Annotated in this window: 16 protein-coding genes and 1 pseudogene; 11 read left to right on the top strand and 6 right to left on the bottom strand. The window is 57.0% G+C overall.

The window, feature by feature from the left end:
- The 5 genes from FQ182_RS23120 to FQ182_RS23100 form a co-directional block, all read left to right on the top strand.
- Nucleotides 1–334: ribonucleotide-diphosphate reductase subunit beta (locus tag FQ182_RS23120; RefSeq protein WP_178114506.1), on the top strand; the 334-nt coding region annotated here is incomplete at its 5' end.
- Between the two features lie 186 nt (nt 335–520).
- Nucleotides 521–1,237: an HNH endonuclease gene (locus tag FQ182_RS23115; protein WP_149413839.1), complete on the top strand. Its 717-nt coding sequence runs from the start codon at nt 521–523 to the stop codon at nt 1,235–1,237.
- 72 nt (nt 1,238–1,309) lie between these two features.
- Nucleotides 1,310–1,951 (top strand): HAD-IB family hydrolase, encoded by a 642-nt coding sequence (locus FQ182_RS23110; RefSeq protein ID WP_149413838.1) that lies wholly within the window; start codon nt 1,310–1,312, stop codon nt 1,949–1,951.
- A 107-nt stretch (nt 1,952–2,058) separates the two neighbouring features.
- Nucleotides 2,059–3,009, top strand: a complete 951-nt coding sequence (locus FQ182_RS23105; protein WP_149413837.1) for a hypothetical protein — start codon at nt 2,059–2,061, stop codon at nt 3,007–3,009.
- Between the two features lie 196 nt (nt 3,010–3,205).
- On the top strand, nt 3,206–3,592 hold the full coding sequence (locus tag FQ182_RS23100; protein ID WP_149413836.1) for an XRE family transcriptional regulator: 387 nt from the start codon (nt 3,206–3,208) through the stop codon (nt 3,590–3,592).
- A 242-nt stretch (nt 3,593–3,834) separates the two neighbouring features.
- Here FQ182_RS23100 and FQ182_RS23095 read toward each other — a convergent pair whose 3' ends face one another.
- Nucleotides 3,835–4,890, bottom strand: coding sequence for an MBL fold metallo-hydrolase (locus FQ182_RS23095; protein WP_149413835.1), 1,056 nt, complete (start codon nt 4,888–4,890; stop codon nt 3,835–3,837).
- 121 nt (nt 4,891–5,011) lie between these two features.
- Here FQ182_RS23095 and FQ182_RS23090 point away from each other — a divergent pair, with 121 nt between their 5' ends.
- The 3 genes from FQ182_RS23090 (at nt 5,012) to FQ182_RS23080 (ending at nt 7,578) form a co-directional block, all read left to right on the top strand.
- Complete coding sequence (locus FQ182_RS23090; protein WP_149413834.1) at nt 5,012–5,632, top strand: TetR/AcrR family transcriptional regulator; 621 nt, start codon at nt 5,012–5,014, stop codon at nt 5,630–5,632.
- Nucleotides 5,633–5,852: 220 nt separating this feature from the next.
- On the top strand, nt 5,853–6,911 hold the full coding sequence (locus FQ182_RS23085; RefSeq protein WP_149413833.1) for a diguanylate cyclase: 1,059 nt from the start codon (nt 5,853–5,855) through the stop codon (nt 6,909–6,911).
- Between the two features lie 151 nt (nt 6,912–7,062).
- Entirely contained in the window at nt 7,063–7,578 is a 516-nt protein-coding gene (locus tag FQ182_RS23080; RefSeq protein WP_149413832.1) for a DUF1003 domain-containing protein, read from the top strand.
- On the opposite strand, the gene FQ182_RS23075 is transcribed toward FQ182_RS23080, so the two are convergent.
- Complete coding sequence (locus tag FQ182_RS23075; protein ID WP_149413831.1) at nt 7,575–8,465, bottom strand: LysR family transcriptional regulator; 891 nt, start codon at nt 8,463–8,465, stop codon at nt 7,575–7,577. The two genes, FQ182_RS23080 and FQ182_RS23075, sit on opposite strands and share 4 nt — an antisense overlap.
- 80 nt (nt 8,466–8,545) lie before the next feature.
- Here FQ182_RS23075 and FQ182_RS23070 point away from each other — a divergent pair, with 80 nt between their 5' ends.
- Both FQ182_RS23070 and FQ182_RS23065 read left to right on the top strand, forming a co-directional pair.
- A complete protein-coding gene (locus FQ182_RS23070; RefSeq protein WP_149413830.1) occupies nt 8,546–9,241 on the top strand; it encodes a CTP synthase in 696 nt (231 codons plus the stop codon).
- A complete protein-coding gene (locus tag FQ182_RS23065) occupies nt 9,238–9,558 on the top strand; it encodes an antibiotic biosynthesis monooxygenase (RefSeq protein ID WP_149413829.1) in 321 nt (106 codons plus the stop codon). The genes FQ182_RS23070 and FQ182_RS23065 overlap by 4 nt, the downstream gene beginning before the upstream one ends.
- Here FQ182_RS23065 and FQ182_RS23060 read toward each other — a convergent pair.
- Nucleotides 9,555–9,878 (bottom strand): DUF2025 family protein, encoded by a 324-nt coding sequence (locus FQ182_RS23060; RefSeq protein WP_149413828.1) that lies wholly within the window; start codon nt 9,876–9,878, stop codon nt 9,555–9,557. The genes FQ182_RS23065 and FQ182_RS23060 overlap by 4 nt on opposite strands.
- 246 nt (nt 9,879–10,124) lie before the next feature.
- Here FQ182_RS23060 and FQ182_RS23055 point away from each other — a divergent pair, with 246 nt between their 5' ends.
- Nucleotides 10,125–11,252 (top strand): glycerophosphodiester phosphodiesterase, encoded by a 1,128-nt coding sequence (locus tag FQ182_RS23055; protein WP_149413827.1) that lies wholly within the window; start codon nt 10,125–10,127, stop codon nt 11,250–11,252.
- A 373-nt stretch (nt 11,253–11,625) separates the two neighbouring features.
- Here FQ182_RS23055 and FQ182_RS31045 read toward each other — a convergent pair whose 3' ends face one another.
- The 3 genes and pseudogenes from FQ182_RS31045 to FQ182_RS23045 form a co-directional block, all read right to left on the bottom strand.
- A complete protein-coding gene (locus tag FQ182_RS31045; protein WP_371923908.1) occupies nt 11,626–11,910 on the bottom strand; it encodes an IS30 family transposase in 285 nt (94 codons plus the stop codon).
- 101 nt (nt 11,911–12,011) lie between these two features.
- Nucleotides 12,012–12,080, bottom strand: coding sequence for a hypothetical protein (locus tag FQ182_RS31040; RefSeq protein WP_371923909.1), 69 nt, complete (start codon nt 12,078–12,080; stop codon nt 12,012–12,014).
- Nucleotides 12,081–12,298: 218 nt separating this feature from the next.
- A pseudogene (locus FQ182_RS23045) lies at nt 12,299–12,727 on the bottom strand (DUF2628 domain-containing protein).
- Between the last annotated feature and the right edge of the window lie 144 nt (nt 12,728–12,871).

The following is a 12,871-nucleotide window of genomic DNA, read 5'->3' as shown; positions in this document are numbered from 1 at the left end:
CAACCAGATCAAAATCGAAAACCCACACTTGTGGGATGCCGGGATGAAGGAAGAAGCGACCCAGATGATTCTGCAGGGCACGCAACTGGAGATTGAATACGCTCGCGACACCATGCCGCGCGGGGTGTTGGGGATGAATGCGGCGATGATGGAGGACTACCTCAAGTTCATCGCTAACCGTCGCCTGTCGCAGATTGGCTTGAAGGAAGAGTATCCAGGGACCACGAATCCATTCCCATGGATGAGCGAGATCATGGACTTGAAGAAAGAGAAGAATTTCTTTGAGACTCGGGTTATTGAGTATCAGACAGGTGGAGCGCTTAGCTGGGATTGATTCCTAAGCCAATTAGCACTTGCCGGATTTGAGCTAATAGCTATCACGATCTAAAGAAGCCCTGACTAGCTCAGGGCTTTTTTGTATTCGCTGAACGCAAAAAATCCTACAAGGACGTAGGAAATTTCGTAGACGTGATAATGGCCGCTCAGTATCGTCCGAGGGTTTTCTACCCTCGGCGACTGTATGGATACGCAAAAAGGTAATGCAGGCTGGAGTGACGCGGAGCTTGAAGCTTCGGTCGATGCCTATTTGAAAATGTTGAAGCTTGAGCAGAGTGGCCAGGCGTTCAAAAAATCGGTGGAGAACCGTTTGTTACGCGAAGGGCCGTTGAGCCTGCGTAGCGCTTCGTCTATTGAGTACCGCATGCAGAATATTTCTGCGGTGATTCAGCTGTTGGGTTGGCAACCCATCAAAGGTTACGTGCCAGCTAAAAACGTTGGCGTCGGTGTGAGTGCTCGTATTCGCGCGGTGCTGGAAGCTAAAGCTGTTTTGGATGCAGAGACTTATGTCGCTACAGCCGATGAAGCGGAGCTTGAGGCGCGTGCCGCCACGTTGCAGAAACTGGCGATTACCGCAGAGCCACAAGGGATAGTGAACCCGCAGCAGGTCAGTACTACCAGCACTTCTTATGTGCGGGCCCCTCAGGTGCGAGCTTGGGTTCGACAAAAAGCAAAGGGCATTTGCGAAGGCTGTGGTGAACCGGCGCCGTTCACAGGACATGACGGCACGCCGTTTCTTGAAGTGCACCATGTTAAGTTTCTAGCTCAGGACGGTTCGGACCGGACCAGTAACGCAGTGGCACTGTGCCCGAACTGCCATCAACGTTGCCACCGGTCGAGTGATCGACACGTTTTTACAGCAGAGTTGTATTTGAAAATCGCGAGATTGCGGGAAGAGTAAACTCCGGCAGTTATAGAACATGTATTTCGAAAACCCGCTCCACAAAATCGAGACCATCCCGTGAACCCAGACATGCTCGAATCCGGTCCATTAGGCGCCAAGGTGCTGTCGGTCTTTGACTTCGACGGCACCCTGACCCACCACGACAGTTTTGTGCCCTTCCTGAAGTTTGCTTTTGGCAAGTGGGAGTTCAGCCGGAGAATGCTGAAACTGGCCGTGCCTGGTGTGCGGTTCCTGCTGCGCCAGATCAGTCGTGATGAGCTCAAGGCGCAACTGATCCGCACGTTTATGACCGGAGTGGAGAAAGCGTGGGTACAGCAGAAGGCCGAGGAGTACTGCCAGGCGAACTGGGCGCGATTGATGCGTCCGGCGGGCGTGCAATCGGTTGAGGATGAGATTGGGTCTGGGGCGGTGGTGACGTTGTGTTCCGCTTCGCCGGCGTTGGTGTTGCAGCCTTTTGCAGATCGGCTTGGGATCAAGTTGATTGGGACGGAGCTTGAAGTGGTGGATGGCGTGCTGACGGGGCGGCTCACGGGTAATAACTGTCGGTGTGAGAATAAGGTGCTTCGACTTGAGGCCGTTTATGGGGATCTGGGTGAGTATCGGCTCAGGGCTTGGGGCGATACTCGCGGGGATCGGGAGTTATTGGCGGCGGCGCAGGATGCGCATTTTCGGCACTTTCATTCGGCCAGGCGGCGGGGGCGGCAGCGCTGATGCCATCGCAGCCTCGCTAAAGCTCGACCCACATTGAATTTCCTTCGCGGCTGATATTTGGGCAATATCCCGCTATTAATAGCGAAATATCTCACGGACCCGAGCCCATGAAATTCGATACGGCCTACTGCCTGAGTCTCGACGAAAAGGTGTCGATCTACGACGTTCGGGATCTGAATTTCGATGAAACCGCCGCCTTTGATTCGGACAAGGACAGTTTCCTCTGCCCTAACGATGAATGCCGGGCGGCGTTTGCGGCGGGCAACGCGCTGGGCACATTCAACGCGAAGAACGTCAACTACCTGCGCACGCCCCACTTCAAAAACATCCCCAGCACCCGTCACATTGACGGCTGTCGCTACGCCAGTCACAGGGCAGCAACCGGCGAAGCCGAGGATGCACGCGAGGAAAACTTCCCGTCAGAGTTTGTCCTGGCCCGCCGTCAGTACGAGCGCAAAACGCCAGTGGTCGGAACCGAGGGCGCTGCTCTGCAGGCCCCAGTGGAAACACCCTTAAACCGCAACACCGAATCCCACAGTTCCAGCGACACCACGCCAGAAAAGACCAGCGTCTTCGCCCACCCGGTGGAATGCTACGTCTCCAACATCGACGACAAGGACAAGCTCAAGGGCATGCCGCTGAAGATCGGCGAGCACAGCGCGACTTACTGGACGTTTTTCAAGAAGATCGAATACCTGCAGGACAACAAGGGGCTGATCTACTGGGGACGAATCAAGGAGATCAAGGATTACCAACGCAGCTTTCGCATCGACTTCGAAAAGAAGGTCTGGCTCGACAAGAAGCCCTACTCAGTCAACGTCTACCTGAACAAGGCGCTCATCGAAAACTACCGCAAGCGCAAGGCGTTCCTGGAGCAGATCAAGGCGGCGGTGGACAGTGAGCGGGCGTTGTATTGCTTCTTCTATGGGGTTACGCCGGAGTTGAAACAGGTCCCGAGCAAGAAAGACCCCGAGCAGACGTTCGGGGTGTTCAGTGCCGATATTCAGAACCTGGATCACCTGATTATTCGGGAAGCGCTGGGACTGGAAGAAAAATAAAAAAATCGCACGCAGCTTTAGAACAGTTGAAGGCTAACATCGCAGTAGTCATGAAAAGGTTTGTATTGAAAACCTGGAAGTGGCGGAATAGAGCAGCGCAGACCCAGAGAAAAAATCCAGTTGATGAGCGGTCAAAACAACTGTACAAAAACACAGTATAGTTTGTCCTCCCCCGTCGGACTCCTGGAGAAAGCCCATGTCCTCTCTGGCAATGAGCAGCACCGTAGATCAACAAATCGTCCTCCATCAATTCACCCCACGGCACAGCGTCCAGGCCCGCGCGATGCTGGGCTGGAGCCGGGAAGACTTCTCCCGTGAAGCCTTGGTGGAGGTAGACGCGATTCAACACTTTGAAAGCCATGGCGAGGTCGATGACAAGACCCGCCTCACCCTGGGGTTTCGCCTGGAGGCTGAGGGGCTCGTGTTTTTCCCGGGGTTCGCGCCGGGCTGGGGAATGAGTGTGCGGCGCCCCACTGCCGTGATGGCTACTGCCGAGACTGCCCCAAGAGGCATCATCTCGCGGATTCTGGGCTCAGCACCTGCATCAACTGCCCCAGCAACGCCTCAACCGAATGGTGCGTAGAGTCCAGTCGAATCAGCGGGCAACCGAGTTCCTTCATCCAGGCTCCATGCCGGCGCAGGCTGTGGAGGCTATAGCTATGATGGCCGTCGTTGTAACGGGCGGCCAAGGCCGGGAAGGCGGTGCTTTTTTCGTAACGACTCAAGCATCCGGAAGGGTACTTTGCCGTAACGCCTGCTGATAACCCCGTACCAGTGCCTACAAAAAGCCCTTTTGCCAAAGCGGCCCTCAAGCCAGCCCGCGCCTCAACCCAAGGCGTGTTCTTCAACCCCATCAGGCTCGATATCCAGCCACCAGGCTCGTCCCCGATCAGGTTGCGTCAGCATGAATGCCTGGCCCATGGGCGGCGTGGCAATCGACACATTACGCTCCCAGGCCAGCACCATGATGCGATCAAAGGGTTCGTGCCAAGCGTGAAATGCCAGGTCGAAGGTGCCGTTGTGGATCGGCAGCAACCAGCGACCCTTGAGGTCAATGTGAGCCTGCAAGGTTTGCTCTGGTTGCATATGAACATGGGGCCAGTCGACGTTGTAGGCACCGGTTTCCATCAGGGTCAGGTCAAACGGCCCGTACTGCTCGCCGATGTGCTTGAAACCGTCGAAATAGCCGGTATCGCCACTGAAGAAGATCCGCCGCGCATCATCGATGATCACCCACGAGGCCCACAGTGTTTGGTTGCCATCGAACAGGCTGCGGCCGGAAAAATGCTGGGCCGGGGTGGCGACAAAACGAATGCCGTCGACCTCGGTGCCTTGCCACCAATCCAGTTGCCGGACTTTACTGGCGTCCACGCCCCACTTGATCAGAGTGTCGCCAACACCCAGCGGCGCCAGAAAGTAGCGAGTCTTGTCCGCTAGTTGCACCACGGCCTGGCGGTCCAGATGGTCGTAATGATTGTGGGAAAGAATTACTGCTTCAATCGGCGGCAGCTCATCAAGGCTGATGGGCGGTTGGTGGAAACGCTTGGGGCCGGCCCAGCTGAAGGGCGAGGCGCGCTCGGCGAACACGGGGTCGGTAAGCCAGAACTTGCCGCGCATTTTCAACAGGACCGTGGAGTGACCCAGGCGAAACACGCTATGGTCGGGGGCGGCGAATAGCTGCTCGCGGGTCAGGCGTTGCACCGCAATCCCGCCCACAGGGCGGGTACTGCGGGGTTTGTGGAAGAGCATTTTCCAGAAAATCCGTAAAGTCTTGCCAAAACCCGCGTGCTGCACGCAAGCGTGATTGCTGAAGTGACCTTCCTGCTGTTTGGAAGATTTCAGCGTAGAAGATGAAATAAGACGGGGCGATATCGTGGCCATTACGAGGTGACTCCGAAGCGTGCCAGTAACTACACTGTACAGTGTAGTTTCAAGGTTGCTACAAAACCCGGAACAAGTAAACTACCGAGTGTAATTTTCTCCACAGAGCCGAAATCCCCTCATGACTGCACCCCAGCGCCTCACCGACCGTAAACGCGAAGCCATCGTGGCGGCTGCCATCGCCGAGTTTCGCGACAACGGTTTCGAGGTCACCAGCATGGACAAGATCGCCGCCACGGCCGGTGTGTCCAAGCGTACGGTGTACAACCATTTCCCCAGCAAGGAAGAATTGTTCACCGAGATCCTGCATCAACTGTGGGCCAGCAGCGTGGCGCAACTGGACGTCAGCTACAGCAGCGAACACCCCTTGCGCGACCAATTGCGGGTGTTGCTGCAAGCCAAGATGAAGATGATGTCGGACGCCAATTTCCTCGACCTGGCGCGGGTGGCAATTGCCGCCACTATCCACTCACCGGAGCGAGCCCAAGATATTGTCAACCGCCTGAGCGAGCGGGAAGAAGGTTTCACCCTGTGGGTCCGAGCCGCACAAGAGGATGGCCGGCTCAAGGCAGTCGACTCGTGCTTCGCCGCTCATCAGGTGCAAAGCCTGCTCAAGGCTTTCGCCTTCTGGCCGCAAATCACCCTCGGCCAGCCCACCCTGGATGCAGCCACTCAGGCCAGTGTCATCGAGTCGGCCATGGATCTGTTTCTGGCTGGCTACGAGATCACCGACCGCCGTTAAGCCGCTTCCTCGCAAACGGCCCCAGCCGATCCTGTCGCCTGCGCGACATCAGCAGGTCGTTTTTGCCTAACCCCCCCGGTTTGTGCGCAAATGGCCTAGAAGGACACTGATTATTCCTGCGCGAATCGCTGACAATATTCGCCTATCATCTGGCATATATGGCCTTTCGATAATGTGCGCCTTCGTGTTCGCCAAAAAAAAAAACCTGACGCAGGAATCTATGGAAAACCTACGAGGCAAAGGGCTGTCATTTGCCAGACGCATTTATCGGCCAAGGATTATCGGGCTGGGCATTGGCAGCATCTGTGTGCTTGCCGCCCTGTACCCGCTGCCGATGCCGAGTTGGGTCTGGGGCTTGTGGCTGTTCAACGCCTTTATCTGGCCGCACCTGGCGTATCAGCTGTCGAGCCATTCGCCGTTTCCCTACCAGGCAGAGCGGCGCAACCTGCTCTATGACTCGCTGTCGGGCGGATTTTGGGCGGCGGCAACCCAATTCACACCACTGACCGCGGTGACAATCCTCGCGATGATGACCATGCACAACGTCGCGGCGGGCGGCAAGCAGCTGATGATTCGGGGTGCCCTCGCGCAATTGGTGGGTATCGCGCTGGCCTGGCTGGTGTTCGGGCCTTCGTTCAACCCCAATGTAAGCCTGATCCAGGTGTATGCCTGCCTGCCGATGTTGACCCTCTACCCGGTAGCCATCGGCATGGCCAGTTACCGTCTGGCCATCAAGCTGTCCGAACACAAGCGAGCCTTGAGCGCCCTCGGCCGTACCGACAGCCTGACCGGCCTGCTCAATCACGGCTCCTGGAAGGACCTGCTGCAACTGAAGTTTCACAAGTGTCAGCAGCAACAAACCCAAGCTACCATCGCCCTGATCGACATCGATCACTTCAAGAAAATTAACGACGCCTACGGCCACATCGTCGGCGACCGAGTGCTGCGGCAACTGAGTAAGGAACTGCGGCGCAGCGTGCGGGAAAACGACCTGACGGGGCGTTATGGAGGAGATGAGTTCTGTGTGATTCTTCCAGACGTGTCCCAGGAGCAGGCTAGCTATGTGATGGAGCGTTTGCGGGAAATGTTCAGCCGTTACCGCGACCCGCAAGCCCCTGAGCTACGGGTCAGCCTGAGCATCGGCCTGGCCTCCTACCAACCGCAATTCACCCAGGCCCACATGTGGCTCAATGCTGCTGACAAAGCGCTGTATGCCGCTAAAGGCACGGGGCGCAACCGCGTTGCTGTCGCAGAAAGCGTGATTGCCCGTTCTGCCTGAACATACGCTGATAACAGGTGCGAGCGGCGGGCCTGTAACACCCTTCGCCCCTGTCACGGCCTTCGAGGGCAACAGCGGGGATTTTCACGTGTTCGACAGGGTCATCGGTCTATAGTGGATCACTGTCTTATGCCGATGATCCGAGCCCGCCATGACCCCAGATAAACCTCAAGCCAAAGTCGATCACCTGCGTTTCCATCGCGCCCACGCTCACCTGGAGCCGACCTTTGGTAACGACACCTTCGCCCTGAAAGCCGAAGCCTTTGCGCGCTTCTTTGGCACGCCGACCTTCCTCGGTGCGCAAACGGCGATTGTGGTGCTGTGGGTGGTACTCAACGGGACAGGCGTCACCCACTTTGACGTCTACCCATTCATCCTTCTCAACCTAGCGTTCAGCCTGCAATCGGCCTATGCCGCTCCGCTGATTCTACTGGCCCAAACGCGCCAGGCCGCCCGGGACAAAGCCCAGTCCGACGCCGATGCGCAACACCGCGAAGCCCTGGCCGTAGCCAATACCGAGCGCCAAGCCCAGGCCGCCCAGAACACCGCGCAACTTCTGGAGTTGCTGGAGCAGAACACCCGGCTGACGGAGATGACCAAACAGCTGACCGAACGCATCGAAAGCCTGACCAGCGAGATGCATCAGCAGTTTGTGCGCAAACCTTAGCCCCCAGGCAACCGCACATGCTGGCCCAACTCATCGAATAAGGTCACCACTGAGCGCAGTGCTCGGCAGTCAGGCCGGGTCAGCAACCACAGGGCCGTGTCATGTCCGACGAGCGCCGGCCCCAGGGGTTGTAAGCCGTGATGCTCACCCAAGAGAAAATCCGGCAACGCCGCTACGCCCAACCCGGCGCGCACCAACTCAGTGACTGAAAGCATGCTGTTGCAGCGGTAGCTTGGCAGCACTCCCGGCAAGTGCTGGCGGCGCCAGGCCACCGTCGGGTGATCGGGCAAAAAGTCATCCGGCGCGATCCAGGCCAGGGCCGCCAGGTCATGCCCGTCATGCTGCTGCCCGTAACTGGCGCTGGCACAGACCCGATAAGCGACCGTCCCCAGGCAACGGCCCACCAAATGCTCCGGTGGGGCCTTGGTCAACCGCAGGGCAATGTCAGCGTCGCGGCGGCTGAGGTTGGCGAAGTCATTGGATGTGCTCAACTCCAGGGTCAACGCCGGGTACCGGGGCATGAATTGCGCCAGGGCCGGCAGCAACAAGCCTTGCAACACCGAGTCGGTGCAGGTCAGGCGCACCGTACCGCTGATCACCTCACCGCCCTGCTCCACGCCGATGCGCGCGGCTTCCAGAGCCTGCTCAGCGCGTTCGGCCTGCTCGGCGAGAGCGGTGGCCAAGGTGGTGGGCAAGTAGCCAGCGCGGCTCTTTTCAAACAAGGCCTGGCCCAGCGCAGCTTCCAGACGCCGCACCGCCCGGAACACCGTGGACACATCGACTCGCAGCAACGCCGCCGCCCGCGCCAGGGTGCCGCCGCGCACCAGGGCGAGAATCAATGAGAGGTCGGGGTAGTCGATTCGATAGTGCGCAGCTGCATTGAGCATGTGTAATAACGCCAATATTGATTGCGTGAACGCCAATCTATAGTGGCCACTAGGACTCAACAAGCCAAGGAATACAACCGATGACTAAAACCTCCGTGCACCTGGCCCTGATCGGTGACTACGACCCGCAGGTCACTGCGCACCAGGCCATCCCCGTGGCCCTGCAACTGGCTGGCGATGCTTTGGGGCTGACCGTGGATTTCGACTGGTTGGCTACCGACACCATCAACTCCATTGAACAGTTACAGCACTTCGACGGATTCTGGTGTGTCCCCGCCAGCCCCTATCGGGACTTGGATGGCGCGCTCCTGGCGATCCGTTATGCCCGCGAACAGCAGCGCCCCTTCCTCGGCACCTGCGGCGGTTTTCAACATGGCGTGCTGGAATACGCCCGCAATGTGTTGGGCTGGGCCGATGCCGAACATGGTGAACTAGCGCCGGATTCGCCTCGCGCGGTGCTATCGCCACTGAGTTGCACACTGGTGGAGACGACCGACAGCATCCATCTACTGGAAGGCTCGCGTACTGCCAACGCCTATGGCAGCCAAGACATCAGCGAAGGCTACCGCTGCCGCTACGGCGTCAATCCCGACTTCGCTAACGCCCTACTGAGCGGTGCCCTGCGTGCCACCGGCCATGACGCTACTGGCGATTTACGAGTGGTGGAACTCGATGATCATCCGTTTTATGTCGCGACGCTGTTCCAGCCGGAACGGGCTGCCTTGAAAGGCATCGTCCCACCGTTGGTCAAGGCATTGCTCAGGGCCTCGGCATGATCGCCCAAACACCGGCCCCGCCCTACTACGCGGTGATTTTCAGCTCACTGCGCACCGAGGTGGATCAAGGCTACAGTGAAGCCGCCGAGCGCATGCTGGAACTAGCCCACGAACAGCCAGGCTTTCTCGGCGTTGAGTCGGCCCGAGGTGAGGATGGCTTGGGGATTACCGTGTCCTACTGGAGCAGCGAGGCAGCAATCCTCGCCTGGAAGCAGCATGGCGAACACCGTGAAGTGCGTGAACAAGGCCGGTCCACCTGGTACTCGGCGTTTCATACGCGGGTATGCAAGGTGGAGCGCGCCTATGCGTTCGCTTAACTGACCAGACTGCGCACCGCACTGATCTGCGCGATTTCCACCCGGCGCATGTACACATGCAGCGGTTCGGTGATGTTGATGCGGTCGTCGATGTTCTGGTCCAGCAGCAACTGAATGTGCTCACGGGACAGGGTCATGGTCTGCTCATCAACAGGCAGCCAGACAAACTCACTGGTGGGGATGATGCCGTCGTCGGCGACGTCCATGCCGAAGGAATCTTCGCTGAAACGCACGATGTAATGGCCGGTCTTGCGGTTCAGGCCAACAAAGCCGTTGAGTTGGTCGGCTGCCTGGCAGATAAGCTCGGACGTGATGCGCATGGTAAACCTCACTGAAAAGTCCCACAGGGGAAGTGAACGATGGTTTACACACGAGGCAAGAAAAGAAGGCAATGCAGGTTTCCCTCTAGTGGGGAAACTCGGGCCAAGAGTACTGCAAAGCACGGCACAAAAGCGCAGAAAAATGGCCCATGCGCACGTTAATGTCGGTTTGGTGATAGCGCGTTTTGCATTCAATTGTTAAAAAGGAAGCCTTCTTGAAGCTACCTCCACGAAAGGACCTCGCATATGCCTGTCACGTTTACCAAGAGTGCCCTGCTGCTCGCCCTGATGCTGGGCCTTGGCCACGCACAGGCTGCCAGCCCGATCAGCTCGACTGAACTGGCAACCAAGGAAGGCATTCCCCATCCTGCGGTCATTGCTCATCGAGGCGCGTCCTTTGATGCTCCGGAGTCCACCGCCGCGGCCTATAAAGTGGCCCGTGACCTGGGTGCCGACTACCTGGAACTGGACCTGCAACGTAGCAAGGACGGCGTGCTGTTCGCCCTGCACGACAACAACCTGCAACGCACCACCGACGTCGCCACCCAATTCCCTGAGCGCAAGGACAGCCCGGCCAACGAGTTCACCATGGCCGAGCTGAAAACCCTGGACGCCGGCAGTTGGTTCAACACCGTTTACCCGGATCGCGCACGGCCAGGGTTCGTCGGGCTGAAAATTCTTACCCTTGATGAAATCATCAAAATTGCAGAAAGCAACCCGCAACATAAACCAGGCTTGTACATCGAAACCAAAGAGCCGAAGCAGTTTCCGGGGATCGAGGGTGACCTGAAAAACAAGCTATTGGACAAAGGTTGGCTGAGTTCTACCGGTTCCAACCAAGCCCAGAAGGTCATTGGGGTCGGCCAAGGCAAGGGCCGCGTGGTGCTGCAAACCTTCGAGAAGGACAGCCTCAAGGAGCTGCAGAAGGAAATGCCTAACACGCCAAAAATCCTTCTGCTGTGGGTGGGTGAAGGCAGCATTGAACCCAAGTCCAAAGTGACCTTCGCCGAATCCGGCGAGACCACTAAAGCCGCCTACTACGCCAAGCAGGAACCCAAGGACAACGCCGAGTTCGAAAAATGGATCGACGAGGCCAAGAGCCTTGGCGCCATCGGCACCGGCCCATCGGCCCTGCTGACCAACAGTGGTGACCAAAGCTATTCGGATCTGGTCCAGCCATGGATGAACCAGATGACCCACGACAAGGGCCTTCTGGTGCACGTCTACACTGTCGACGAGCCGGTGGACTTCAAGAAAGTGATGGACGCCGGTGTCGATGGCATCTTCACTAACCGCGCCGCCGAACTGCTCAAGTACTACAATCGCGCGCCAGCTTCGAGCGTGTCGAACCTGCTGGAGGACAATGGTTACTGAGTGGCCCGCCCCAAAAAAACGAGTGGTCAGGTCACCTGTGGCTCGGCCGTTTTAGGCCCAGAAGCTGCAGCAAGTCCTGACCACTGCCGAACCCTCCCTTGAAACCCTGGACAACGCGCGAGTCGAGCGCGCCCCACAGGATAAAGGGCGCCAACCCCGCCGTTGCCTCCAGCATCTGGTGCGACGGATGTAAGGGCCCCTCGCTTTTGCAAAATCGCTTCAAACAAGATGAAAAAAAGCGCGGTCGTAGGAGCTGAGCGCAACCAGGTTGTTGGCTTGAAGTGCGTGCATGGTGCCGCATAATTTTGCGCCTTTTGAGTAATCTCCTCATTTCAATTGGGCATTGAAGTCTGAGTGTTTACGGATCGCGTATTTAGTTAAACGGCAATGGCATCCGACTGTTATTGGCTGCGTCCCGACAGGTCAGCCCCCTTGGGTAGTAATGACTGATCAAACTGTTGATGTTTTCGTTACTGCCGCGCTGCGGGTTGTGCGGATCGCAGAAGTAGGTCGTTATGCCGGTTTTCTGGGTGATCTCGGCGTGTCGCGCCATCTCCCTACCCTGGTCGTAGGTCGCGCTCTTGCGCATTGCCAGCAGCATGCCGTTAAGCGCTGCACGGAAGCCCTCCGTCGACGAAGTTGCCGTCGAGTCAATCATTTTTACTAGCATAAGGTGGCCACTGGTCCGCCCAGTAACGTGCCTATAGAAGAGGCGTTGCCTTAGCCTTAATCAGGTCGCACACTCCCAGTGCTCAGGCATCAGCCGGCCTTCGATCTCCGGTGGGCGCACGTGGATGCTGACCATATCGGGGATACGGCGACGCCAATCCATGCCGCCAGAGCGCGGCTATCGCGTCGTCTTGCTTTGGCGTAGGCAGATAATCAGCACCTTACCCAGTTCGCCGACCGGCAAGGCGTGTCTGCCGGACTCTTACGCTTAACCAAAGTTAGATTTTTTATCCCGGATTTTTATTCGTAATTCAGAAACAACGAGCCCGCATCCTCATGAAAGTGAGGTGCGGGCTCTTCACTGGCCAGATCTGTAATCAGAAACGCATGCCTTGAAACGGATTCCAGCTTTGTTCGCCTTTCACTTCTTTTAGATAGTAGGAGTAGTTGGCCGTGAGCGCATAAGTCAGGGAAACCGCGATATTCAGACCTGTGTTCAACGGCCGAGGAAAGTCCATACCAAAGATCGAAAAAATCACACTGAGCACGACGTTAATTGCAAGAGTGATACCCAGCATGGCAAGGTTTTTCTTCCAGAGGCCCAAGACGAATAGGTAGATAGGGCCGAAGAAAAATGCAATCAAGTTGGCGTTAATACGCATTTTTTTCTTGACGCCAGACTGCATTTTGATTGCCTCCTTGTATCGTGGATCGCTCGGCGAACCATAACTGTCAAAAAAATTAAAGCGTTCCTACCATTTTGCGTTGTATTTACCGGTGCTTTGCACTTGTTCATTTGTATTCATTTTTGCGGCTCCTGATGATAATCAATTTTTTACAGGCCATCACTTAAATAGATATAGGAAATACTCTGAATAAATGATGAGACTTTCCCAAAGTTAAAAGCCTGGCGATGCTGACGCCCCATCAAACACCTTAACTTTGTCAAG

The organism is Pseudomonas sp. ANT_H4, from assembly GCF_008369295.1.
GTDB lineage: Bacteria > Pseudomonadota > Gammaproteobacteria > Pseudomonadales > Pseudomonadaceae > Aquipseudomonas.
The sequence above is the reverse complement of the archived record's forward strand: the minus strand, read 5'-3'. Positions and strand labels throughout refer to the sequence as shown.

Excerpts from the sequence above, each read along its gene's own strand:
- FQ182_RS23115 (WP_149413839.1), top strand. The coding sequence starts at position 521 with ATGGATACGCAAAAAGGTAATGCAGGCTGGAGTGACGCGGAGCTTGAA.
- FQ182_RS23110 (WP_149413838.1), top strand. The coding sequence starts at position 1,310 with ATGCTCGAATCCGGTCCATTAGGCGCCAAGGTGCTGTCGGTCTTTGAC.
- FQ182_RS23105 (WP_149413837.1), top strand. The coding sequence starts at position 2,059 with ATGAAATTCGATACGGCCTACTGCCTGAGTCTCGACGAAAAGGTGTCG.
- FQ182_RS23100 (WP_149413836.1), top strand. The coding sequence starts at position 3,206 with ATGTCCTCTCTGGCAATGAGCAGCACCGTAGATCAACAAATCGTCCTC.
- FQ182_RS23095 (WP_149413835.1), bottom strand. The coding sequence starts at position 4,890 with ATGGCCACGATATCGCCCCGTCTTATTTCATCTTCTACGCTGAAATCT.
- FQ182_RS23090 (WP_149413834.1), top strand. The coding sequence starts at position 5,012 with ATGACTGCACCCCAGCGCCTCACCGACCGTAAACGCGAAGCCATCGTG.
- FQ182_RS23085 (WP_149413833.1), top strand. The coding sequence starts at position 5,853 with ATGGAAAACCTACGAGGCAAAGGGCTGTCATTTGCCAGACGCATTTAT.
- FQ182_RS23080 (WP_149413832.1), top strand. The coding sequence starts at position 7,063 with ATGACCCCAGATAAACCTCAAGCCAAAGTCGATCACCTGCGTTTCCAT.
- FQ182_RS23075 (WP_149413831.1), bottom strand. The coding sequence starts at position 8,465 with ATGCTCAATGCAGCTGCGCACTATCGAATCGACTACCCCGACCTCTCA.
- FQ182_RS23070 (WP_149413830.1), top strand. The coding sequence starts at position 8,546 with ATGACTAAAACCTCCGTGCACCTGGCCCTGATCGGTGACTACGACCCG.
- FQ182_RS23065 (WP_149413829.1), top strand. The coding sequence starts at position 9,238 with ATGATCGCCCAAACACCGGCCCCGCCCTACTACGCGGTGATTTTCAGC.
- FQ182_RS23060 (WP_149413828.1), bottom strand. The coding sequence starts at position 9,878 with ATGCGCATCACGTCCGAGCTTATCTGCCAGGCAGCCGACCAACTCAAC.
- FQ182_RS23055 (WP_149413827.1), top strand. The coding sequence starts at position 10,125 with ATGCCTGTCACGTTTACCAAGAGTGCCCTGCTGCTCGCCCTGATGCTG.
- FQ182_RS31045 (WP_371923908.1), bottom strand. The coding sequence starts at position 11,910 with ATGATTGACTCGACGGCAACTTCGTCGACGGAGGGCTTCCGTGCAGCG.